Below are 23,599 nucleotides of genomic sequence, written 5' to 3' on the forward strand. Positions count from 1 at the left end.
TTGAAACCATGTGGGCCTTCTCGAGGCCCTAAAGGTTTAGTTCGGCGCAGGGCCCAAGCCCCGCGCCAGATCCGATTTAGCTGGCGACGATGTTGACGAGTTTGCCGGGCACCACGATCACTTTGCGGATCGTCAGGCCTTCGGTAAAGCGCAGCACGTTCTCGTTGATACGTGCAGCCGCTTCCACGTCTTCGCGACTGGCGCTGGCCGGCATGTCGATCTGGCCGCGCAGTTTACCGTTGACCTGGATAACCAGTTGCAGCGTGTCCTGTACCAGGGCGCTGTCATCCTGCACCGGCCAGCCGGCATCGATGACGGCACCGCTGTGGCCCAGGCAGCTCCACAGTTCGTGGCTGATATGCGGCGTGATCGGCGCGAGCAACAGGGTAACCGTTTCCAGGCCCTCCTGGATCAGCGCGCGATCTTGTTCAGTAGCCTGTGGGGCTTTTTCCAGCACGTTCATCAGGGTCATCACCTGGGCGATGGCGGTGTTGAACTTGTGGTTCTGCCCTACGTCCTGGCTGGCCTGGCGGATGGCCAGGTGGGTGCTGCGGCGAATGGCTTTCTGCTCGTCGTTCAAGGCCGCGACGTCCAGTTTGCCCGGCAAGCCCTGGCTGACATGGGCATGGGCCAGGCGCCAGACGCGCTTGAGGAAGCGGTGCGAGCCTTCGACGCCGGAGTCGGACCATTCGGCGCTCATGTCAGGCGGCGAGGCGAACATCATGAACAGGCGGCAGGTGTCGGCGCCGAACTGGTCGATCATCGACTGCGGGTCAACGCCGTTGTTCTTGGACTTGGCCATCTTCTCGGTGCCGCCGATTTCCACCGGCAGGCCGTCGGATTTCAGTTTGGCGCTGATGACCTTGGCTTTGCTGTCGCGTTCGAGCTCGACGTCCGCCGGGTTGAACCAGGTGTAGGCACCATTGGCTTCACGACGGTAGTAAGTCTCGGCGATCACCATGCCTTGGGTCAGCAGGTTCTTGAACGGCTCATTGGAGCTCACCAGGCCTTCGTCGCGCATCAGCTTGTGGAAGAAGCGCGCATACAACAGGTGGAGAATGGCGTGTTCGATGCCGCCGATGTACTGGTCCACCGGCAACCAGTGGTCAGCCGCGGATTTTTCCACCAGGCCGCCTTCATAGTGCGGGGAGGCGTAGCGGGCGTAGTACCACGAGGACTCGACGAAGGTGTCCATGGTGTCGGTTTCACGCTTGGCCGGTGCGCCGCATTTCGGGCAACTGCACTCGTAGAACTCGGGCATGCGCGCCAGCGGCGAGCCAGCGCCGTCCGGCACCACGTCTTCCGGCAGGACGACGGGCAGTTGATCTTCCGGCACCGGCACGTCACCGCAGGTATCGCAGTGGATGATCGGGATTGGGCAGCCCCAGTAGCGTTGGCGGCTGATGCCCCAGTCGCGCAGGCGGAACTGGGTGCGTGAGGCACCGAGGTTTTTCTTGATCAGTGCGACTTCGATGGCGTCGAAGGCGCCGGCGAAGTCCAGGCCATCGAACTCACCTGAATTGATCAGGGTGCCGTGCTCGCCGTAGGCGTCTTGCCACGGGGCCGGGTTGGTGTCGCCCGAGCTGGTGCGCACGACCGACTTGATCGGCAGGTTGTACTGGGTGGCGAATTCGAAATCGCGTTCGTCGTGGGCCGGCACGGCCATGACGGCGCCGTCGCCGTAGTGCATCAGCACATAGTTGGCGACCCACACCGGCAGCTTCTCGCCGGTCAGCGGGTGTTCGACGAACAAGCCCGTCGGCAGGCCTTTTTTCTCTTGGGTGGCGACGTCGGCTTCAGCCACGCTGCCGCCTTTGCATTCAGCGATGAACGCCTGCAGCTCAGGGTTGTTCCGGGCGGCCAGGGTGGCCAGCGGGTGTTCGGCGGCGACGGCGACGTAGGTGGCACCCATCAGCGTATCCGGACGGGTGGTGAAGACTTTCAGCGCACCGGCTTCGCCGATGGAATCGACGTTGTACGGGAACTGCACTTCCATGCCCTTGGACTTGCCGATCCAGTTGCGCTGCATGGTCTTGACCTGTTCAGGCCAGCCCGGCAGGTCGTCGAGGCTCGACAAGAGCTCATCCGCGTAGGCGGTGATCTTGAAGTAGTACATCGGGATTTCGCGCTTTTCGATCAGCGCGCCGGAACGCCAGCCGCGGCCATCGATGACCTGCTCGTTGGCCAATACGGTCTGGTCGATCGGGTCCCAGTTCACAGTGCCGCTTTTTTTGTAGATCACACCTTTTTCGAACAGGCGCGTGAACAGCCATTGTTCCCAGCGGTAGTAATCCGGCTTGCAGGTGGTCACTTCGCGGGACCAGTCCACCGCCAGGCCCAGGCTGCGCAGCTGGGTCTTCATGTAGGCGATGTTTTCGTAGGTCCACTTGGCGGGCGCCACGTTGTTTTTCATCGCGGCGTTTTCTGCCGGCATGCCGAAGGCGTCCCAACCCATGGGTTGCAGGACGTTTTTGCCGAGCATGCGCTGGTAGCGAGAGATCACGTCGCCGATGGTGTAGTTACGCACGTGCCCCATGTGTAGCTTGCCGCTGGGGTAAGGGAACATCGATAGGCAGTAGAAAGTCTCCTTGCCTGGCTGTTCACTGACTTCAAAGGACTTTTGCTCGTCCCAGAAGGTTTGGGCGGCATTTTCTATTTCACGGGGCTGATATTGTTCGTGCATGGCTACTTTTGAACTGGATAAGGGTGGCCTAATCCTCTTCTGTGCATTGTCCGGGTTGTTCGACACCAAAAAGCGGCGCGTCCGTGCCCAAACCCTGCGGGAAGTGGAGTTACAGGAAGCGCCGTAGCATACATGACCCCACTCTATCGAGGGAAACCCTGATTGCGCGGCAAGGGCCGTCTGTCGCGGCGCCGGGCAGGTGCAGCAACGGGGGCTACGCTGTTTATTGGGGAGCAAGTATTTCTTCAATGAGGTGAGGGGATGGTTGAATCGCAGCGAACTTTAACGAAACCGCAGTTGTATGAGGGACTGATCGACCGACTGGGTCGGGCATTGGATGCTGCAAGAACCGCAGGCCGATTGCGTGATGAACGGCCTTTGGAGCTGGAGTTGCGAGGCTTGAGCCAGGCAGAACTTGAACTGATCAAGACCTACCTGGAATTGAATCACCACCGCGCCTCTCCTGGGCAGGCCTCCCCGCCTGCTCAAGAGCCTCCTCGTTCGGCCAAGGTGATCTGGCTGAAGGATCTGGCGGCCGGCCGCGGCCCGGAGAAAAACCGGTCCGTACGGTGCAAGTGAAGCACAGTGCTATCCGTTAATTTTCTCGAAACAGGCTGGTAAAGATTGTCGCTAAACCCCGTTGCATCTAGGCTTCGGGCATCTTTGGAGATGCCCGATGCCTTTTCGCTATTTCATTAAACAACTGTTGTTGCCTCCCGGCATTTTTTTGCTGTTGCTGGCGTGTGCCTGGTGGTTTCGCCGGAGTCGCCCACGCCTGGCCGGGTGGTGCTTTGCCTTGGGGCTCGGCGGCATGTGGTTGATCAGCCTGCCGGTAATGGTGCAATGGGGTGCCCGTGCCCTCGAAACTGAACCGCCTTTGGCCCGTGAAGACTGGGCCACGCTAGCCCAGCGGGCCGATGCGATTGTGGTGCTGGGCTCTGGGCGCGAGCGTGGAGATATCGCATGGGGCAGCGACCAGCCCACCGGCGTTGGCTTGGAGCGTGAGCGTTATGCGGCGCGTCTGGCCAAGGCGTCCGGGTTGCCGGTGCTGACCAGTGGCGGCTTGCATTACGGTACGCCGCCCAGTGAGGCCGAGTTGATGGCCGTGTCGATGCAGGATGATTTCGGCGTCAGCGTGCGCTGGAAAGAAGAACGTAGCCGCACCACCTGGGAGAACGCCCAGATGAGTGCCGAGATTCTGCTGCCTCAAGGCATCAAGCGCGTGATAGTGGTGACCCAGGCCTGGCACATGCCGCGCTCGGTGTGGAGCTTTGAGAAGGCCGGTTTCACTGTGGTGCCCGGGCCGGTGGGCTTTCTGGGCGTAGACCACGGCCGGCCGCTCGGCGGCTGGATGCCGGAGGTCAAGGCGGTGTGGCAGAGCGGGCAGTTGATCAATGAGGCGGTAGGGCAGGTGGGGTATCGGGTGTTTTACCGCTGATTCTGCTGATTAAAATGCAGATTAATGTGGGAGGGGGCTTGCTCCCGATAGCAGTGTGTCAGTCAGTACATTTGATGCTGACACTCCGCTATCGGGAGCAAGCCCCCTCACACATTGTATTGTGTTTGTCCCGTTAGACGGTTTTGGACATCCGGCCGGCCAGCAGCGCCCAGCCAAATAGCAGCACGCACACAATGATCAACGGCCACGAACGCCATTGCAGGTACGGTGTGAGGTTATGCATCGGTACCACTTCGCCGTAGAGAATGCCGCGCTCGAATTGCGGTATCTGCGCGGTGATCTGCCCAAACGGGTTGATCAACCCGGTCACGCCATTGTTGGTGGCGCGGATCATCCAGCGGCCAGCCTCCAACGCACGCATCTGCGCCATTTGCAGGTGCTGCAACGGGCCAATGGAGCGGCCGAACCAGGTGTCGTTGCTGATGGTCAGCAGCAGGTCGCTCTGGGCCGACAGGCCGGCGGCGAATTCCGGGTACACCACCTCATAACAAATGAACGGCGCGATTTGATAGCCCTTGGCCTGGAGCATGGCCTGGTCTGACGGGCCGCGGGCGAAGTCCGACATCGGCAGGTCGAAGAAGGCAATCAGCCCGCGAAGCATGTCCTGCAGTGGCACGTACTCGCCAAACGGCACCAGCTTTTGCTTCAGGTAAGTGCCGTCTCCTTCCCCAACCACGGTGATGCCGTTGAAGTAGCGCTTCTGGTGGTGCAGTTCCTGGCGAATCGGCACCCCGGTGATCAGCGCGGTGTTCCGGTCGGCGGCAAACTTGCCCATCATGCCCAGGTAGCCCTCGACGGACTCCTTGAGCACCGGCACCGCGGTTTCCGGCCATACCAGCAGGTCAACACGCTTGGAGCTCAGGCTCATGTCGCGGTACAGGGCCAGTTGCGCATTGAGCTGCTCGGGGTCCCACTTCATGCTTTGCTCGACGTTGCCCTGGATCGCGGCCACGCTCAGCGGCGCGCCGGAGGGCGAGGTCCAGGCGTGATGCTTGAGCGCCAGGCCGGTGGCCCAGGGCGCGACCAACAACACCAGGCCAGCGCCAATAAAGGCATTGCGCTTGCCCGCCAGCAGGCGGGGCAGGTTGCACAGCAGCGCAGCGGTCAGCGCCAGCGCGAAGGAGATCAGCCACATCCCGCCCAGCGGCGCGAGGCCGGTCAGCGGGCCGTCGAGTTGACTGTAACCGGAGTACAACCAGGGGAAACCGGTGAGGAACCAGCCACGAAACGCTTCCTGGCCGACCCACAACGCCGCGAAGGTCAGTGCATCTGCCAATGGCGCTTCATTGCGGCGCAGCCAGCGCGCCCACAACCAGGCGGGCAGGGCAAAGAACCAGGCAATGGCGGCGGTGAACAGCAGCATCAGGAACCCCGCCAGCAGCACCGAAGCGCCGCCGAAGTGGTGGATGCTGTAGTAGATCCAGCTGGTACCGGCACCAAACAGGCCGAAGCCGAAACACCAGCCACGGCCCAGGGCCTGGCGCGGTGTCAGCTCCCGCAGGCCGATATAGAACAAACCGACCGCTACCAGTGCCAACGGCCAGATATCGAACGGCGCCAGCGCCAGGGTAGTGATGGCGCCGGCCACCACGGCCAGCAAATTACCGGGCCAGCCGGGGCGGGTCAGACGGCGCATATCAATCCTTAGCGGGCAATAGGTGTCAGGCGAATCAAGTGAATACGGCGGCTGTCAGCATTCAGGATGCGGAAGCGATAGGCGCCAATCTCGGTGGTTTCGTTACGCTTGGGCAAATGCCCGAACGCACTCATCACCAGGCCGCCGACCGTGTCGAACTCATCGTCGGAGAACTCGCTGTCGAAGAACTCGTTGAAGTTCTCGATCGGCGTCAGCGCCTTGATCAGGAAATCACCGCTGGGCAGCGGCTTGATGTAGCTGTCTTCTTCGACGTCGTGCTCGTCTTCGATGTCGCCGACGATCTGTTCCAGCACGTCCTCGATGGTCACCAGGCCCGCCACGCCGCCGTATTCGTCGATCACAATGGCCATGTGATTGTGGTTGGCGCGGAATTCGCGCAGCAGCACATTCAGGCGCTTGGATTCAGGTACGAAGGTGGCCGGACGCAGCAGGTCCTTGATGTTGAAGCTGTCACCGTTCTCCTTGAGGATCAGCGGCAGCAGGTCCTTGGCCAGCAGGACACCCATGACGTCGTCATGGCTTTCACCGATCACCGGGTAGCGCGAGTGCGCCGAGTCGATCACGGCCGGGAGGAATTCCCGTGGGGTCTGGGTCGCCTTGATGCTGATCATCTGCGAGCGCGGGACCATGATGTCCCGTACTTGCAGGTCAGCCACCTGGATGGCGCCTTCGACGATGGCCAGCGCTTCGCTGTCCAGCAACTTGTTCTGGTGGGCCTCGCGCAGCAGCTCCAGCAGCTCCTGGCGGTTTTTCGGCTCGTGGGCAAAAGCCTGGGTCAGTTTACCCAGCCATGACTTCTGCCCGTTGCTCGATCGGTCTTCGCTCATAGCGATTACTCTAAATCCTTTGATATGACAGTTGAGTGTTGATCAGTTTTCGTCGTCTGCGTATGGGTCGCGGTGACCCAGTTCTGCAAGCAACGTTCGTTCCAGTGCTTCCATTTCTTCGGCTTCGTCATCGTCTATATGGTCGTAACCCAAGAGATGCAAGCAGCCGTGGATGACTAGATGGGCCCAATGGGCCTCAAGTTCCTTGTTTTGTTCCTTCGCCTCACGCTCGACCACTTCGACGCAGATCACCAGGTCGCCCAGCAACGGGATATCCAGCAGCTCATCCGGTACGTCGGCGGGGAAGGACAGCACATTGGTCGCGTAGTCCTTCTGGCGCCAGGTGTGGTTCAGGTCGCGGCCTTCGGGCTCGTCGACCAGACGAATGGTCAGTTCCGAGTCAGCGCTGCGCTGGCGCAAGGCCAGGGTGCACCATTGACGGAACTGTTCTTCGCTGGGGGCGGGCGCGTCGGTGGCCAGCTGCAGGTCTAGCTCAAGCATCGCGGCGAACGTCCTTGGCCGGTGCGTCGTCCTTATGGTCGAAACGCTCATAGGCCTCGACAATGCGCTGCACCAGCGGGTGGCGTACGACGTCCTTGGGCATGAAGTGCGTAAAGCTGATGCCCGGCACGTCCTTGAGCACCTCGATCACCTGGGCCAGCCCGGACTTGGTGCCCTTGGGCAGGTCGACCTGGGTGACGTCACCGGTGATCACGGCCGTGGAGCCGAAACCGATACGGGTGAGGAACATCTTCATCTGCTCGACGGTGGTGTTCTGGCTTTCGTCGAGGATGATGAAGCTGTTGTTCAGGGTACGGCCACGCATGTAGGCCAGCGGGGCGATCTCGATCACTTGGCGCTCGATCAGCTTGGCCACGTATTCAAAGCCGAGCATCTCGTAGAGTGCGTCGTAGAGCGGGCGCAGGTACGGGTCGATCTTCTGGGCCAGGTCGCCGGGCAGGAAGCCAAGCTTTTCGCCTGCCTCGACTGCCGGACGCACCAGCAGGATGCGCCGCACTTGCTCGCGTTCCAGGGCATCGACCGCACAGGCCACGGCCAGGTAGGTTTTGCCGGTACCGGCTGGGCCGATGCCGAAGTTGATGTCGTTGCCGAGGATTTCCTTGACGTACTTCTGCTGATTCAAGCCGCGTGGGCGAATCATGCCTTTTTTGGTACGCAGGGCCACGCTGGCTTCGGCCACCGGGTTATTGGCCAGGTCTTGCACGGCGGATTCCTGCAGGTACAGGTGCACCGTTTCCGGCGACAGCTCACTACCCTTGGTTTCGCGGTAGAGGCGGCGCAGCAGGTTTTCTGCAGACGTGGTTTGTTGGGGTTCACCAATGAGCTCGAACTGATTGCCGCGGTTGCGGATCTCGATGCTCAGGCGTTGTTCGATCAGGCGCAGGTGCTCGTCGAACTGTCCGCACAGGTTGGCGAAACGGCGAGCCTCAAACGGCTCGAGGAGAAAGCGATGGGGTTCTGCTATGGGTGCGTTCAAGGTTGCTTTTAGCCGCCCTTTGGCTGTTTAGGTGATAGAGAGGATAACGCCACGCGCCGGTGTGCGAAAGCACTTAAATGGGCTGAGTGTGGCGTGGATCCCATGTGGGAGCGGCGGTGCGACGATTCGACTTGCTCGCGAATGCGGTGAATCAGTCGGTATATGCATCGACTGACACACTGCATTCGCGAGCAAGCCCGCTCCCACATTTTGATCTCCATCAGACAGAAATACCGATGGGTTACTAGACCAACGACCCACGCAACGAGTGCGGTTGCGCGGCATCGATGTGTACATCGGCAAACTGGCCAATCAGGGTTGGAGTATTGCAGCGGAAGTTGACGATGCGATTGTTCTCGGTGCGCCCCTGCAATTCACCCGGGTCTTTCTTCGAGTAATCCGTGACCAGGATGCGCTGGATCGAACCGACCATCTGTCGGCTGATTTCGAAGCCCTGCTGGTTGAGGCGGTGTTGCAGCGCGTTCAAGCGTTCCTTTTTCAGCTCCTCCGGGGTTTCGTCCACCAGGTCCGCCGCCGGTGTGCCCGGGCGCTGGCTGTAGACGAACGAGTAGGAGAAGTCGAAACCGACGTCCTCGATCAGCTTCATGGTCTGTTGGAAGTCTTTTTCGGTTTCGCCCGGGAAGCCGACGATAAAGTCCGAACTGATGCAGATGCCCGGCACGGCGGCGCGCAATTTGCGCAATTTGGATTTGTATTCCAGCGCTGTGTGGTTGCGCTTCATCGCCGACAGGATGCGGTCCGAGCCCGATTGCACCGGCAAGTGCAGGTGCTTGACCAGCTCCGGCACTTCGGCGTGGGCCTGGATCAGGCTGTCGGAGAACTCCAGCGGGTGCGAAGTGGTGTAGCGGATGCGCTCGATGCCATCGACGGCGGCGACCACGCGGATCAACTCTGCCAGGTCGGCCAGGCGCCCGTCATGGGTCAAACCACGGTAGCCGTTGACGTTCTGGCCCAGTAGGGTCACCTCACGCACGCCGTTTTCGGCCAGGTGGATGATTTCCGACAGCACGTCGTCAAACGGGCGGCTGACCTCTTCACCACGGGTGTAGGGCACCACGCAGAAGGTGCAGTACTTGCTGCAGCCTTCCATTACCGACACGTAGGCGCTTGGCCCGTCGATGCGCGGCTCGGGCAAATGGTCGAATTTCTCGATTTCGGGGAACGACACGTCCACCTGGGGCAGCTTGGTGATGCGTGCGGCGTCGATCATGTCCGGCAGGCGGTGCAGGGTCTGCGGGCCGAAGACCACATCGACATACGGTGCGCGGTCGCGAATCGCGGCGCCTTCCTGGCTGGCCACGCAACCGCCGACGGCGATCACCATGTCCGGGTTGGCCAGTTTCAATTCACGCCAGCGGCCCAGCTGGGAATACACACGGTCCTGGGCCCGCTCGCGGATCGAGCAGGTATTGAGCAGGATCACGTCGGCATCTTCGGCGCGGGCGGTGACTTCCAGGGCCTGGTGTTCGCCCAGCAGGTCGACCATGCGCGAGCTGTCGTACTCGTTCATCTGGCAACCGTGGGTTTCGATATAAAGCTTCTTGGCCATGGGAATCGTCAACTGGTGGTAAAGAACCGCGCATTATAGGGGTCATGCCCATCGGTTCCTAGCGCTGTGCATCGGGTGCCATGCTATAGTTCGCGCCCTCTTTTATATCCCCATGTGTTCCCCGCCCACCATGACCAAACGTGAAGCTCCAATCTACAAGGTGATTTTCCTCAACCAGGGCCAGGTGTTCGAAATGTACGCCAAGCAGATCTATCAAAGTGATCTGTGGGGCTTCCTGGAAGTGGAAGAATTCGTCTTTGGGGAGCGCACCCAGCTGGTCGTCGACCCGGGCGAAGAAAAGCTCAAGGCTCAGTTTGAAGGCGTGGTGCGCAGCTTTGTGCCCATGCATTCGATTGTGCGCATCGATGAAGTCGAGCGCCTGGGCACGCCAAAGATCAGCGAGGCGCGGGGCACGAGCAATGTCATGCCGTTTCCGATGCCGATGCCTGAGAAGTAGGGCGTTAGACCGAGGTGTGCCCATCGCAGGGTTCAGCTGAAATCAGGGCAAGGGTGAGAACGGCGATCGCCCATCGGCACTCTGCAATTCCTGCAGGTAATTACGGAAGATTTGCCCCAGCACCTGGGTAGCCACTTCAAGCTCATCGCGTTGCATGTGCTCGGCGACTTCGTCGGCGGTGTCCAGTGCGTCTTCGGCGCCGTTGACCGCGGCCATTTTCAGCACGATGTACGCCTGGACGTTATTGGCCGGCACGCCTTCGCCGCGAAAGAACATATTGCCCAGCTGGAATTGCGCCTGGGCATGGCCCTGCAACGAGGCTTTCTCGAAGTAGCTCAACGCTTTGTTGAGGTCGAGGGCGGGGTTCTTGCTGTCATGGTAGTACTCGCCCAACTCGTATTGCGCCTGCGCATCCCCATCGTCGGCCTGTTTCTGGCACGCGCTCAGGGCTTCGGCCTGGCTGTCTGGCTGGGTATTGAGGGTGCAACGACCCATCGCTGGGATTAACAACGAGTTGCCGCCTGCTTGGGCATGTGCCAGCAGCGGCTGAAGGAGCAACAGGCAGCCCAGAACCAGGGTGCGGCCGGTGCGTTTCATGGGAATCGACTTACCTCTGACGGGGCACGCGGACCCTCGGGGAGTCCAATAAGCGCGCATTATGAAATAAGCAGGCCTCTGCTTACAAAGTCTTTACTCGTTTTTCTGCTGCTTGGGCAAGTTATCTGCCGGTTTGCAGGACAATTCTCGAAAAATGCAGGAAATCTCTGTAAGCAAAGTAGCAAATCTGACGCTGCCCGGGGCAGCGTCAGAGGTAGCCGTCACTTATTTCAGGGCGGCGAAGGCGCGTTCGGCGGCATCGAGGGTCAGTTTCAGCTCAGCATCGCCATGGGCGATCGAAGTAAAGCCAGCCTCGAAGGCGCTTGGTGCCAGGTACACGCCGCCTTCCAGCATCAGGTGGAAGAAGCGCTTGAACAGGTCGGCATCGCTACCCATCACGTCATCAAAGGTGACGATATCGTCGGCACCACTGAAGTACAGGCCGAACATACCGCCGGCCTGGGTGGTGACAAACGGGATACCGGCGGCGTCGGCGCGTTGTTGCAGGCCGTCGAGCAGGCGGGTGGTGTAGTCGGTCAGCTCGGCGTGGAAGCCCGGGCGGCTGATCAGGCGCAGGGTGGTCAGGCCGGCGGCCATTGCCAGCGGGTTACCTGACAAGGTGCCAGCCTGGTACACCGGGCCCAGCGGCGCGATGTGCTGCATGATTTCGCGCTTGCCGCCAAAGCAGCCCACCGGCATGCCGCCGCCAATGATCTTGCCGAAGGTGCTCAGGTCCGGCGTGACGCCGTAGTAAGCCTGGGCGCCACCGAGGGCAACGCGGAAACCGGTCATCACTTCGTCAAAAATCAGCACCACGCCGTGCTTGTCGCACTGCTCGCGCAGGCCTTCGAGGAAGCCCGGGGACGGCGGTACGCAGTTCATGTTGCCAGCCACCGGCTCGACGATGATGCACGCCACGTCCTGGCCGACTTCGCTGAGCATCTGCTCGACGGCGGCAATGTCGTTGAACGGCAGGGTCAGGGTGTGTTTGGCGAAGGCCGCCGGTACGCCAGCCGAACTCGGTACACCTTGAGTCAGCAGGCCGGAACCGGCTTTCACCAGCAGGCTGTCGGAATGGCCGTGGTAGCAGCCTTCGAATTTGATGATGCTGTCGCGGCCGGTGAAACCACGGGCCAGGCGGATAGCACTCATGGTGGCCTCGGTGCCGGAGCTGACCATGCGCACCATTTCCATCGACGGCACGATGCTGCACACCAGATCGGCCATTTCGGTTTCCATGGCGGTCGGTGCGCCATAGGACAAGCCGTGTTGCAGTTGCTGGCGCACAGCCTCCAATACATCCGGATGGCTGTGGCCAAGGATCATCGGGCCCCAGGAGCCGACGTAGTCGACGTAGCGCTTGTCATCTTCGTCGGTGACGTAGGCACCCTCGGCATGCTTGAAGAACAACGGCGTGCCACCCACGCTCTTGAACGCACGCACGGGGGAGTTCACACCACCGGGGATGTGTTTCTGGGCATTGGCAAACAGGGTTTCGGAACGGGACATGATCGGGCTCTCTAAACTGAATATTTAAGAAGGTCGTTGAAGGCGCGGGCGCGGCGCGTGACTTCCTGGGTGGTCTCGGCGCCGAACAGGCCGTGTACCACCGCCAGCAGGTCGGCCCCGTGGGCTACCAACGGTTCGGCGTTGTCCAGGGTGATACCGCCGATCACGCAGATCGGCAGCTGCAAGCGCGTGCGGGCCTGGGCCAGCATTTCAACGGTGGCGGCGGGTGCGCCGGGTTTGGTCGTGGAATTGAAGAAGCGGCCGAAGGCAACATAGCTGGCGCCTTCCTTGGCGGCCTGTTCGGCCAGTTCGATCTGGTCGTGGCAGGTCGAGCCGATGATCGCATGACGACCCAGCAATGAGCGGGCCGGGGTCAGTGGGCCGTCGGTCTGGCCCAGGTGTACGCCCACGCCCAGGCGCGCGGCCAGTTCAGCGTCGTCGTTGATGATCAACTGGGTCTTATAGCGTGAACATAATTCGTGCAGTTTCTCCGCTTCACGCAGGCGGCGTGCTTCGTCGCTGCTTTTGTCACGGTACTGCAACAGGGTCACGCCACCGTCCAGCGCCGCCTCGACGTAGGCGAGGAATTTGCCGGCCAGGAGTTGGCTGTCGGTGATGGCGTAAAGGCCACGTAGTTTCATCGGGCAGGTCCCTTGATGTTACGAGCAGGATGTACGAGCAGGGTATTACGAGCAGAAATCCAACGGCAGCCGGCGCGGCACAAACTGGCCCTGGCCGAGTTGTTCAGCGTCACGCAGGGTGCGCCAAGTGTAGTTGAGAGCCGATTGCACGGCGCTGGCCAAGCCCTCGCCCTGTGCGATGCGCCCGGCCAGTGCACTGGCCAAGGTGCAGCCCGAACCGTGATAACTCCCGGGCAAGCGCTGGCAGGTAAAGGTGCGGCGCGTGCCGTCGCGGCTGTACAGGCGGTTGTGCACTTCGTGCTCGTCACCATGGCCACCCGTAATCAGCAGGTGCTTGATGTACGGCAGCAGCTTCTCGGCACATTCGTCCGCCGTGCCGTCAGGCAGTTCGGCCAGGATGCGCGCTTCAGGCAGGTTGGGCGTGGCGATCAACGACAGCGGCAGCAAGCGCTCACGCATCGCGTAGCCGACTTCGTCCTTGCCCAGGCTACCGCCGCCGCCGGCGCGCAGCACCGGGTCACAGACCACCGGCAAGTGCGGGTGCGCCTGCAGCAGTTCGACCACGGTGTCGACCATCGCGGTAGAACCGAGCATGCCCAGCTTGACCGCCGCGACCTCGGAGTCGCCGAGCACGGCATTGGCCTGGGCCATTACCCACTCGCGGTCAAGCACGCGGAAATCACTGACATTGACGGTGTTCTGCACGGTCAGGGCGGTGACGGCCGTAGCGGCATGGCAGCCCTGAGCGAGCAGGGCTTCGATATCTGCCTGCAAGCCGGCGCCACCACTGGGATCGTGGCCGGAGAGACAGAGGACAACGGGGCGAGAGCTGTAGATATTCATGGTGCGCGAGCTTACCACCAAACGCTTTTTGCGTGGCCGTCTGGCGATGGTTGAAGTGTGCGCCTGGTTACGCTGTTTTTCTGCCGGATGAAGCCTGTTGGAAATTCGCTGAAAGCGTTGATCTAGAGCCTTTCGAAAAATTATTTCAGTAGTGTCCTATGGCCTTTACTGGCTATGCTAAAGTGCATTCAAACAACTTACTGTATCGCCGGTGTACGTCTTCTCAAAAGGAATGGGGGCTTTTGACATAACCGGACAGGCCACGCTGGGGCTCTATGCGCTATTTGCTGATCTTTATATTGTGCGGGCTGCCGATGCTCGCCAGCGCCGTCGAGTTCAACCAGGACACGCGAAGCCTGCCGCTGGGCCAGGTCATGCAAGTGCTCGAAGATCCCACCGACGCCCTCACCATCGCTGATGTCAGTTCCCCCGCCTACGCCGCCCAATTCAAAACCCATGATAAAGCCACCCTCAATGCCGGCTATTCACGCTCGGTGTTCTGGCTCAAGGTCAACCTGCATTACACCGCCAAAGATCCCCGTGCACCGCGTACCTGGTTCCTTGAACTGGCTTACCCGCCGCTCAATCGTCTGGACCTGTACCAGAACGACGGCACCGGTACTTACCGGCTGACCGCCCGCACGGGCAGCGCATTGCCTTTTTCCAGCCGGGAAGTGCGCCAGAGCAACTACCTGTTCAAGCTCAACTTCGTACCTGACCAGCAACAAACGGTGTTCCTGCGTTTGCAAAGCCAAGGTTCGATCCAGGCCCCATTGACGCTGTGGGCGGGCACTGCGTACCTGGAAGAACAGCCGCTGCGCCTGTATGTGCTTGGGGCTATTTACGGTGTGTTGTTGGGCATGTTGATCTACAACCTGTTCATTTACCTGAGCGTGCGCGACACCAGCTACCTGTATTACATCCTCTATATCGCATCGTTCGGCTTGTACCAGCTATCGGTCAATGGGGTCGCGGTGGAGTACTTCTGGCCGACCAACCCGTGGTGGGCGAATGCGGCGGTGCCGTTCCTGATCGGGTCTGCAGCCTTGTTCGGCAGCCTGTTCGCTCGCAGCTTCCTGCATACCGCGCAGCACAGTCGCTGGCTCGACCGGGTCCTGCTGGCGCTGGCGGCCTGCGGTGGGGTGGTGATGGCGCTGGCGCTGCTGACCAGCTACGCGGTGGCCCTGCGCCTGGCCACCGGGCTGGCGCTGGTATTCACCGTGACCATCTTCGTCGCCGCGATCAAGGCCTGGTACTGCGGGCAACGCATGGCGCGCTATTTCATCTTCGCCTGGACGGCGTTCCTGCTCGGAGGCGTCGTCAATACCCTGATGGTGCTGGGTTACCTGCCGAACGTGTTCCTAACCATGTATGCCAGCCAAATTGGCTCGGCCGTCGAGGTGGCGCTGCTGTCACTTGCCTTGGCTGATCGCATCAACGGCATGCGCGAGCAGCAGGCGCAGATTCTCTTCGACGCCAGCCAGAAGCTCGAAGCGCTCAACCAGCAATTGGCCCGCAGTAATCGCCTCAAGGACGAGTTTCTTGCTACGCTGACTCACGAATTGCGGACGCCGATGAACGGTGTGATTGGCTCTTTGGAGCTGATGCAGACCGTGCCTCTGGGCAATGACCTGGCGCAGTATCAGCAAACCGCCGCCGGTTCGGCACGGGACATGATGCGCATGGTCAACGGTATCCTCACCCTGACCGAACTGCAGGCCGGGCGTCTGGTGGCCCAGCCCCAAGTGTTCAGCCTGCGTGGCACGCTTGATACCTTGCGGCAGCAGTTCGCCCCCAGCGCCCAAAGCAAAGGCCTGGAATTTTCCATCGACGTTGCGGATGAGCTGCCGGACCGAGTGATCGGCGATGCCGAAAAACTGCTCCAGTGTCTGGATTGCCTGCTGGACAATGCGTTCAAATTTACCCACGTCGGTGTAGTACGCATGCGAGTGGTCGGTGTGCCCCAAGGGGAGGGCGCATTACACCTGAGCTTTATTGTCACCGACACCGGTATCGGCTTCGCCTTTCTCGACGAGGCCACGCTGTATCAACGCTTTTTCCAACTCGATGGATCGATGACCCGTGAGTACGGAGGCCTGGGCATTGGCCTGGCGATTTGCCGGCAGTTGATCGAATTGTTGGGCGGGCGCCTGACCCATCATTCGGAGCCGCGCAAAGGCAGCCGCTTCCAGCTGGAAGTAGACGTCAGGCCAGTGCCATCGGAGCTCAAGGCTGGCGGGCAGGCGCTTCAGGCGCAACGTGCGCCCCAGGATTGCACGGTGCTGCTGGTGGACGAAAACAGCGTCGGCCAGTTGGCCGTGCGTGGCATGCTGCTCAAACTCGGTTACCGGGTCAAAGCCGTGGATAACGGCCCGGCGGCACTGGCCCAGTTGCAAGGAAATAGCTTCGATGCCGTGCTGCTGGATGTGCCTGAAGGCGGTTTCTCGTTGTGCTGTCAGATTCGCGCTTTGCCTGGGTGTGGTGAGTTACCGGTTATCGCCCTGAGCACCTCACCCAATGGGCCGGAACGCGAACGCTGCCATGGCATCGGCATGACCGACCGCCTGGCCAAGCCTGTGCGTTTCGACGCTTTGCAGGCAGTGCTGGAACGCCGTGTGCTGTGCTCAGCAGAGGGTGAAAGCGCCGAACATTCGGCGGGTATGCCACTTTTTTAAGGCCGGGGACGGTGCTTAACTGAGTTTCAGGCCATCATTTCACGCGGCCTTTTTTCAGGAGGCCCGTCATGAACCTGCACGCGTTTGCCGAAACCCACGACGTCACCAACCAGCCACCGTCCCTGGACGGCACCAACCTGTATCGCATCGATCTGCCCCTGCAAGAGTGGTCGCGTCGCTTCGGCGCTGGCTGGGCCGAATCGCGTATTGATGCCTACGGCGCGCTGGCGGGTGGGCCACTGATGGAAGCCGGGTTCCTGGCGAACCAGAACAAGCCAGTGTTCAGCAGCCATGATCGTTATGGCCATCGCATCGACCTGGTGGAGTTTCACCCGGCCTATCACGAGCTGATGCGCACCGCCGTCGAGCATGGCTTGCCATCGCTGCCGTGGGCTCATTCGCAGTCCGGTGCCCATGTGGCGCGTGCGGCGATGACCTACCTGCACAGCCAGGCCGAAGCCGGCACCGGTTGCCCGCTGACCATGACCTTCGCCTGCGTCCCGGCCCTGCGCTTGCAACCGGACCTGGCGGACCTGTGGCTGCCGAAAATCCTCAATACCCAATATGACCCACGCAATGTCGGCATCGCCCACAAGGCCGGCGCCACCATTGGCATGGCCATGACCGAGAAGCAGGGCGGCACCGACGTGCGTGCCAACACCACCCGCGCTTATCCCGTTGGCGCGGGCGGCCCCGGCCAGGCCTATGAACTGGTGGGCCACAAGTGGTTCTGCTCGGCGCCGATGTGCGATGGGTTCCTGACCCTGGCCCAGACCGACAAGGGCCTGACCTGTTTCCTGCTGCCCCGGCACCGCCCGGATGACACGCGCAACGAGTTCTATATCCAGCGTTTGAAGAACAAACTCGGCAACTGCTCCAACGCCTCCAGCGAAGTGGAGTTTCGCGGCGCCCTGGCCTGGATGGTCGGCGAAGAGGGCCGCGGTGTACCGACCATTATCGAAATGGTCGCCATGACCCGTTTCGATTGCATGGTCGGCTCCAGCGCCTTGATGCGCCAGGCGCTGACCCAGGCCAGCCATCACTGCGCCCACCGCTTGGTCGGTGGCCGCGTGCTCAACGAACAGCCTCTGATGCAAAATGTCTTGGCCGACCTGGCCCTGGAAAGCGAAGCGGCCCTGGCCTTGAGCCTGCGTATGGGCCGCGCCCTGGATCATCTTGACGATGAACAGGAGGCCAAGTTCGCCCGGCTGGTCACGGCGGTGGGCAAGTATTGGATCTGCAAGCGTGCACCCGCGATGATCAACGAAGCTGCCGAATGCATGGGCGGTGCCGGGTATGTGGAGGACAGCATCCTGCCGCGCCTTTACCGTGAGGCGCCGGTGAACTCGACGTGGGAAGGTTCCGGTAACGTGCAATGCCTGGACGTGCTGCGCGCGCTGTCGAAAGAACCGGGCGTGCTGGAGACGCTGTTTGTCGAGCTGGGCGATGGGCACGGCGACAAGCAGTTGGCGCGGCATATCGAACAATTGAAGTCGGCGTTTATGGACACCCAGGATATTCAGTACCGGGCACGGCAACTGACCGAGGATATCGCCGTGGCATTGCAGGCCAAGTTGTTACTGGAAGCGGGGAATGCGGCGGTCAGTGATGGGTTTATCGCCAGCCGGTTGGGTGAATCGTCCGGTCGGGTGTATGGCACTTTGCCGCGTGGGGTGGATGTAGAAGCCATAGTCGCGCGCTCAACCCCGCCATCTCGCTGAATAAACACGGTCAACTGTGGGAGGGGGCTTGCTCCCGATAGCAGTGTGTCAGCCAAGGATTCAGTGACTGGCACACCGCTATCGGGAGCAAGCCCCCTCCCACATTTTAAGGTGCATTCCAATCCTGTTGTTTCGGTGAGGCCGGGATACAGGCAAGATAAAGGCCTGCAAGTCAGAACACAGGATGCTTACCGTGACCGAAGCTTTTGTTGTCGTTCAAACCGCCGAAGAAGCCGTGGACCGGCTGGCGGCCCTGCATGAGCGTGCTACCGGCGCACTCAATCAAGCCCTCAAGCAATACCTCAAGGACCGCGTCGAGCCCGACGCTGAGCAACGCGCACTGTTTCGCTACCCGGAACTGCGCCTGACCTACCACTGCCACGGTGAAGTCCCACAGACCACCCGGGCGTATGCCAAGGTGCAACTGCCGGGCACCTACAGCGTCACCGTGACTCATCCGGCCGCGTTCCGTAAGTACCTGCTCGAGCAACTGGTGCCGTTGATGCACGACTTCACCGTGACGGTGGAAGTGGGCGTCAGCCAGCAGAACATCCCATACCCCTACGTGGTGGAGCAGGGCGACGAACTGGCTGGCTCCGGCGTAACCGCCGCGACCCTGGCCCGTGTCTTCCCCAGTACCGACCTGTCCGCCGCCACCGATGGCATTGCCGATGGCCTCTACGATTGGGAAAACACCGACCCGCTGCCCCTGGCGCTGTTCGATGCGGCCCGCGTGGACTTTTCCCTGCGCCGCCTGGTGCACTACACCGGCAGCGACTGGCGCCATGTGCAGCCGTGGATCCTGCTGACCAACTACCACCGCTATGTTGACCAGTTCATCGTGCATGGCCTGGAGCAACTGCGCAGCGACCCGCGTTTTATCCGCATGGTATTGCCAGGCAACGTGGTGATCGACAAGAGCATGGACCACGGCGAAGCCTCGGCGATTGCCGCAGGTGTGGTCTGGCACCGTTACCAGATGCCGGCGTATCACCTGCAAGCCACCGATGGCCACGGCGTGACCCTGGTGAATATCGGCGTCGGCCCATCCAACGCCAAGAACATCACCGACCACCTGGCCGTACTGCGCCCGCATTGCTGGCTGATGATCGGCCACTGTGGCGGCCTGCGCCAATCCCAGACCATCGGTGACTACGTGCTGGCTCACGCCTATATGCGCCGTGACGGGATTCTCGACCGCGTGGTACCGCCGAACATTCCGATCCCGGCCTTGGCCGAGGTGCAGTTGGCACTTCAGCAGGCAGCGGCGAATGTCACAGGCGAGAAAGGCGAAGAGCTTAAAAAGCGCCTGCGCACCGGCACCGTGCTGACCTACGACGACCGTAACTGGGAACTGCGCTGGGCCCAGGAACGTCCGTTGATCAACCTGTCCCGTGCCGTGGCCGTGGACATGGAAAGCGGCACCATCGCCGCCCAGGGGTACCGTCTGCGCGTGCCCTACGGCACTTTGTTATGCGTATCCGACAAACCGTTGCACAGCGAGATCAAGCTGCCGGGTTCGGCCAACGCGTTCTATGAGCGTGCGGTCAGCCAGCACTTGAAGATCGGCATCGAGGCGGTCGACCTGTTACGCACTGAACTCAACTCGCTGCACTCGCGAAAACTGCGCAGCTTCGACGAGCCACCGTTCCGCTAAGCGGTTGGGATGGTCATTTAGCGGTCAGGCCACTAGCATTGTCGGTCCTGACCGTTAGATGTTCCTTTTGCCATGTCCCGTCCTACCCGTCCTGATTCACGTCGCCCTGGCGTGAAACCTCCACATTCCGCTGCGCGTCGTGTCGCCAAGGCACCACCGGCCGAGCCGAAGTTGATCCTGTTCAATAAACCGTTCGATGTGCTGACCCAGTTCAGCGACGAAGGCGGGCGCGCGACCCTCAAGGACTTTATCGACATACCCGGCATCTACCCGGCGGGGCGCCTGGACCGTGACAGCGAGGGCCTGCTGCTGCTGACCAATGATGGCCAGCTACAGGCGCGCATTGCCGACCCCAAGCACAAGCTGGCGAAAACCTACTGGGTGCAGGTAGAAGGTAAGCCGACGGAAGAACAGCTGCAACGCCTGCGTGAGGGGGTGGAGCTCAATGACGGCATGACCTTGCCCGCTGAAGCTCGGCAACTGGATGAGCCCGACTTATGGCCGCGCAACCCGCCGGTACGCTTCCGCAAAAGCGTGCCGACCCACTGGCTGGAACTGGTGATTCGCGAAGGGCGTAACCGCCAGGTACGGCGCATGACCGCGGCAGTGGGTCTGCCGACACTGCGCCTGGTGCGCGTGCGTATTGGTGACTGGTCGATCGACGGCCTGGATCAAGGCCAATGGAAGGCAGTGCCGGCGCGTTTATAAGGCGCCGGACTCGATCAGGCCGATCACCACGCTCTTGATGATGAACGCGGCCACGCCCAGGCCCAGCACGAAAAACAGGATGAACGAACCAAAGCGCCCGGCCTTGGATTTCTTCGCCAGGTCCCAGACGATAAAGCCCATGAAAATAATCAGGATAGTGACCAGGCCGGTCATCATCCATTCTTCAAACAGGGCGGGGTCGATGTTGTTCATGGGGCTCTTCCAGCAAGACAAGCGAGCAGTATACGGCAGCGTTACCGACGCAACATTGACCTGAGTCGAAGCACAATCCAAATGTGGGAGGGGGCTTGCCCCCTCCCACATTTGACCTTCACCGGTCTTAAGTGCGCAGGTGGGTCAGGGGCAGTTCGGTGCTGTTCAATACCTGGTTCAGCACAAAGCTGGAGCGCACGCTGGTCACGCCTTCAATGCGGGTCAGATGCCCCAGCAGCAATTTCTGGTAGTGGTCCATATCCGGCACCACCACCTTCAACTGATAGTCCGCATCCATACCCGTCACCAGGCTGCACTCCAACACTTGCGGCAGGGTGCGAATGGCCGCTTCAAAATTCTCAAAGCGCTCCGGGGTGTGTCGGTCCATGCCGATCAGCACATAGGCAGTAAGGCTCAGGCCAAGCATCTTGCGATCCAGCAAGGCAACCTGGCGCGCAATGTAGCCGTCGTCCTCCAACTGCTTGACCCGGCGTGAGCAGGGCGAAGGCGACAGGCCGATACGCTCGGCCAGCTCCTGATTGGAGATCCTCGCGTCGCGCTGCAATTCCGCCAGAATACTCAGGTCGTATCGGTCAAGCTTGCTCATTGGGTTGGCCTTTGTCGTAACTATTGCGGCGAATTATCCATGAAGGGTTAAAAATTGCGCAAGCACTGTTTATTGACGCAATCTTCGCAATCATCTGCCTGGCCGGCACGCCTATGATTACCAACAGAATCACCGCCTGGACAACAGTCCACAGCAGCGCGCCCAATCAGGCCCGCTGCGGCCGCCGCCCCAGCAGGGTTGAGCCGGCCTCCAGGCTGCACACTGTCCACAAGACGGCGTGAGGTGAGCCAACGTCAAAAGCGTTGAGCATGGACGAAGTTCTCAAGGGGTGGCCGACGGGTCGCCCCTTTTCTTTGCGTGCGTCTTTTGCCTTGAGAAAATAGTGCCCGCGACTGATAACCTGCTCGAGAACCGGGTGAGGCTTTTCCAGTCTCATGTGTAGGCCCTAATCCGCAGTGAGGAATAGCATGAAGCGCATCTGGCGTATGGCAGGTGTTGGTTTGCTGGTGGTCAGCGTCGGCACGCAGGTAATGGCAGACGAGCGCGATAACTCACCGGGCCAGGGGCAACGGTCTGAAAACAATCAGCCACGCCCACAAAACCCGCATGGTGATCGCGGTGGTCAGCACGAGGGTGGCCAATGGCAAGGTCGTCCTCAAAGTAATGAGCCAGGACGACCGGCACCGCAACCCTCCAATAATCTACCTATCCAGAGCCGACCCGATACCGTGCGTCAGACCCAGGAGCCGCGCCAGGGTTACTACCGTGATATCCCTCGACGTAACGATGACAATCGGCATTGGGAGGCTGGTGGCCCCGGTTCGCGTCCGGATAATGATCGTCCCGGTGATAACCGCTGGCCAGGCCGCTCGGACGGGCACGGCAACGGCTGGGGCCCCGGTCCGCAGCATCGTCCCGGCTATGTGGTGGATCGCTTCCCCGATCGTAATTACCGCGTGCCGTACCGTGGCCAGGACTACTTTTTCTCCGGCGGCTATTGGTATCGCCCTCAAGGCCCCCGCTACGTGGTAGTGACGCCGCCGTATGGCATCCGCGTGCATTACCTGCCGGACTACGCACGGGAAGTGTGGGTCGGTGGTTCGCTGTTGTTCCTCGCTGCTGGCGCCTACTACGCCTATGAGCAAAGCACCCAGCAATACGTAGTGGTACAACCGCCGACGCAGGTGCCATCACCCCAGCCGGCGCCTCAAGGCAATGGCTATGACGTAGTGGCTTATCCTGCCAATGGCCAATCCCAAGCCCAGGTGCAGCAGGACGGTTATGACTGTTATCGCTGGGCGGTGCAGCAAAGTGGCTTTGACCCGCGCACGGTCACCTACGCCCCTGACCCGGCGGTAGTGCAAACCTACCGCCAGGCCCAGGGCAACTGCCTGGGCAGTCGTGGGTATCAGGTGCAGTACTAGGTCTTGTTGCCGGTGACCACTTCCCGCGGGTCGGCATGCACCAGCACTTCGGCGCGCGGGTAAGCCTGGTGAATGGCGTCGGCGGCCTGGTCGCTGATGCCGTGGGCCACCGACAAGGTCAATTCCCCCGGCAACTCCAAGTGCAACTGCACAAACCAGTGGCTGCCGGAAATGCGTGTGCGCAAGTCATGGGCGCCCAGCACCCCAGGTACGCCACGGGCCAGTTCCAGCATGTGCTGGCTGACATCCGGCGGCAACTCTTCATCCATCAACACCGCGAAGCTTTCCCGGGCGATCTGGATCGCGCTCCACAGAATGTAGGCGGCGATGCCCAGGCCAAACCAGGCATCGACCTGATGAAAGCCAAAGCCTGCCAGCACCAGCGCAATCAGGATGCTGCCATTGAGCAGCAAGTCCGAGCGGTAGTGCAGCGAGTCAGCGCGTACCGCGTTCGAGCCGGTCTCCCGCACCACGCGGTGTTGCAACATCAGCAGGGCCACGGTCAGCGCCAGGGATAAAATAATCACGCCAATGCTCAGCCACGGCGCGCCCACGGGCTCCGGATGTTTGAGCCGCTCAAACGCCTGGAGCGCAATCAGCACCGCACTGCCGCCGATAAACAACGCTTGCGCCATACCTGCCAGCGATTCCGCCTTGCCGTGCCCATAACGGTGATCGTCATCGGCCGGGCGCAGGGCGTAGTGCACCGCCAGCAGGTTCAACAGCGAGGTCACGCCATCGAGCAGCGAGTCGGTCAACCCGGCGAGCATGCTCACCGAGCCGCTGAGCCACCAGGCAATGGCCTTGGTGACAATCAGCACACAGGCCACGCCCACCGAGGCGCGGGTGGCCAGGCGCAGGAGCCTGGCGTGTTCGGGGCTGCTGGTCATGA

At 61.2% G+C, this 23,599-nt stretch carries 21 protein-coding genes; 8 read left to right on the forward strand and 13 right to left on the reverse strand.

The window, feature by feature from the left end:
* Positions 1-76: 76 nt before the first annotated feature.
* Complete coding sequence (gene leuS / locus JFT66_RS15320; RefSeq protein WP_153872572.1) at positions 77-2,683, reverse strand: leucine--tRNA ligase; 2,607 nt, start codon at positions 2,681-2,683, stop codon at positions 77-79.
* Positions 2,684-2,944: 261 nt separating this feature from the next.
* Here leuS and JFT66_RS15325 point away from each other — a divergent pair, with 261 nt between their 5' ends.
* On the forward strand, positions 2,945-3,262 hold the full coding sequence (locus tag JFT66_RS15325) for a hypothetical protein (RefSeq protein WP_034117745.1): 318 nt from the start codon (positions 2,945-2,947) through the stop codon (positions 3,260-3,262).
* A gap of 97 nt (positions 3,263-3,359) precedes the next feature.
* A complete protein-coding gene (locus JFT66_RS15330) occupies positions 3,360-4,121 on the forward strand; it encodes a YdcF family protein (RefSeq protein WP_198859556.1) in 762 nt (253 codons plus the stop codon).
* Positions 4,122-4,254: 133 nt separating this feature from the next.
* Here JFT66_RS15330 and lnt read toward each other — a convergent pair whose 3' ends face one another.
* The 5 genes from lnt to miaB all read right to left on the reverse strand — a co-directional run bounded on the left by lnt (position 4,255) and on the right by miaB (position 9,694).
* A complete protein-coding gene (gene lnt / locus JFT66_RS15335) occupies positions 4,255-5,778 on the reverse strand; it encodes an apolipoprotein N-acyltransferase (RefSeq protein WP_153872575.1) in 1,524 nt (507 codons plus the stop codon).
* Positions 5,779-5,786: 8 nt separating this feature from the next.
* A complete protein-coding gene (locus JFT66_RS15340; protein WP_010206772.1) occupies positions 5,787-6,626 on the reverse strand; it encodes an HlyC/CorC family transporter in 840 nt (279 codons plus the stop codon).
* Positions 6,627-6,668: 42 nt separating this feature from the next.
* On the reverse strand, positions 6,669-7,127 hold the full coding sequence (gene ybeY / locus JFT66_RS15345; protein ID WP_034117748.1) for an rRNA maturation RNase YbeY: 459 nt from the start codon (positions 7,125-7,127) through the stop codon (positions 6,669-6,671).
* Entirely contained in the window at positions 7,120-8,124 is a 1,005-nt protein-coding gene (locus JFT66_RS15350; protein WP_198859557.1) for a PhoH family protein, read from the reverse strand. Before JFT66_RS15350 ends, ybeY begins: the two co-directional genes overlap by 8 nt.
* Before the next feature lie 244 nt (positions 8,125-8,368).
* Entirely contained in the window at positions 8,369-9,694 is a 1,326-nt protein-coding gene (gene miaB, locus JFT66_RS15355; RefSeq protein ID WP_198859558.1) for a tRNA (N6-isopentenyl adenosine(37)-C2)-methylthiotransferase MiaB, read from the reverse strand.
* 130 nt (positions 9,695-9,824) lie between these two features.
* On the opposite strand from miaB, the gene JFT66_RS15360 reads away from it, so the two are divergent.
* Complete coding sequence (locus JFT66_RS15360; protein ID WP_003194436.1) at positions 9,825-10,151, forward strand: DUF1820 family protein; 327 nt, start codon at positions 9,825-9,827, stop codon at positions 10,149-10,151.
* 42 nt (positions 10,152-10,193) lie between these two features.
* Here the strand turns inward: JFT66_RS15360 and JFT66_RS15365 are convergent, their stop codons facing one another.
* From JFT66_RS15365 to JFT66_RS15380, 4 genes are all read right to left on the reverse strand, one after another.
* Complete coding sequence (locus tag JFT66_RS15365) at positions 10,194-10,748, reverse strand: tetratricopeptide repeat protein (RefSeq protein WP_034117751.1); 555 nt, start codon at positions 10,746-10,748, stop codon at positions 10,194-10,196.
* Positions 10,749-10,973: 225 nt separating this feature from the next.
* Positions 10,974-12,257, reverse strand: coding sequence for a glutamate-1-semialdehyde 2,1-aminomutase (gene hemL / locus JFT66_RS15370; protein WP_198859559.1), 1,284 nt, complete (start codon positions 12,255-12,257; stop codon positions 10,974-10,976).
* 11 nt (positions 12,258-12,268) lie between these two features.
* Complete coding sequence (thiE, locus tag JFT66_RS15375) at positions 12,269-12,898, reverse strand: thiamine phosphate synthase (RefSeq protein ID WP_034117753.1); 630 nt, start codon at positions 12,896-12,898, stop codon at positions 12,269-12,271.
* 45 nt (positions 12,899-12,943) lie between these two features.
* Positions 12,944-13,741 carry a hydroxymethylpyrimidine/phosphomethylpyrimidine kinase gene (locus JFT66_RS15380; protein ID WP_198859560.1) on the reverse strand — a complete coding sequence of 266 codons (798 nt, stop codon included), beginning with the start codon at positions 13,739-13,741 and terminating at the stop codon, positions 12,944-12,946.
* A gap of 275 nt (positions 13,742-14,016) precedes the next feature.
* Between JFT66_RS15380 and JFT66_RS15385 the strand changes: the two genes are divergently transcribed.
* The 4 genes from JFT66_RS15385 to JFT66_RS15400 all read left to right on the forward strand — a co-directional run bounded on the left by JFT66_RS15385 (position 14,017) and on the right by JFT66_RS15400 (position 20,502).
* The gene (locus JFT66_RS15385; protein ID WP_198859561.1) at positions 14,017-16,416 is read left to right on the forward strand and encodes a hybrid sensor histidine kinase/response regulator; all 2,400 of its coding nucleotides are present in this window, start codon (positions 14,017-14,019) and stop codon (positions 16,414-16,416) included.
* Positions 16,417-16,484: 68 nt separating this feature from the next.
* Positions 16,485-18,137: an acyl-CoA dehydrogenase family protein gene (locus JFT66_RS15390; protein WP_198859562.1), complete on the forward strand. Its 1,653-nt coding sequence runs from the start codon at positions 16,485-16,487 to the stop codon at positions 18,135-18,137.
* Between the two features lie 184 nt (positions 18,138-18,321).
* Complete coding sequence (gene amn, locus JFT66_RS15395) at positions 18,322-19,794, forward strand: AMP nucleosidase (RefSeq protein ID WP_153872579.1); 1,473 nt, start codon at positions 18,322-18,324, stop codon at positions 19,792-19,794.
* Positions 19,795-19,866: 72 nt separating this feature from the next.
* Complete coding sequence (locus JFT66_RS15400; protein WP_153872580.1) at positions 19,867-20,502, forward strand: pseudouridine synthase; 636 nt, start codon at positions 19,867-19,869, stop codon at positions 20,500-20,502.
* On the opposite strand, the gene JFT66_RS15405 is transcribed toward JFT66_RS15400, so the two are convergent.
* Together JFT66_RS15405 and JFT66_RS15410 are read right to left on the reverse strand one after the other, a co-directional pair.
* Complete coding sequence (locus JFT66_RS15405; protein WP_025999909.1) at positions 20,497-20,706, reverse strand: DUF2788 domain-containing protein; 210 nt, start codon at positions 20,704-20,706, stop codon at positions 20,497-20,499. The two genes, JFT66_RS15400 and JFT66_RS15405, sit on opposite strands and share 6 nt — an antisense overlap.
* 136 nt (positions 20,707-20,842) lie before the next feature.
* Positions 20,843-21,322, reverse strand: a complete 480-nt coding sequence (locus JFT66_RS15410) for an Lrp/AsnC family transcriptional regulator (protein ID WP_003194418.1) — start codon at positions 21,320-21,322, stop codon at positions 20,843-20,845.
* Between the two features lie 428 nt (positions 21,323-21,750).
* Here JFT66_RS15410 and JFT66_RS15415 point away from each other — a divergent pair, with 428 nt between their 5' ends.
* Positions 21,751-22,707, forward strand: a complete 957-nt coding sequence (locus JFT66_RS15415; protein ID WP_198859563.1) for a DUF6515 family protein — start codon at positions 21,751-21,753, stop codon at positions 22,705-22,707.
* Here JFT66_RS15415 and JFT66_RS15420 read toward each other — a convergent pair.
* Positions 22,704-23,597: a cation diffusion facilitator family transporter gene (locus tag JFT66_RS15420; RefSeq protein ID WP_153839448.1), complete on the reverse strand. Its 894-nt coding sequence runs from the start codon at positions 23,595-23,597 to the stop codon at positions 22,704-22,706. The genes JFT66_RS15415 and JFT66_RS15420 overlap by 4 nt on opposite strands.
* Positions 23,598-23,599 lie beyond the last annotated feature (2 nt).

The sequence above is a fragment of the Pseudomonas sp. MF6755 genome, from assembly GCF_016405635.1.
Classification (GTDB): Bacteria; Pseudomonadota; Gammaproteobacteria; order Pseudomonadales; family Pseudomonadaceae; genus Aquipseudomonas; species Aquipseudomonas haemolytica.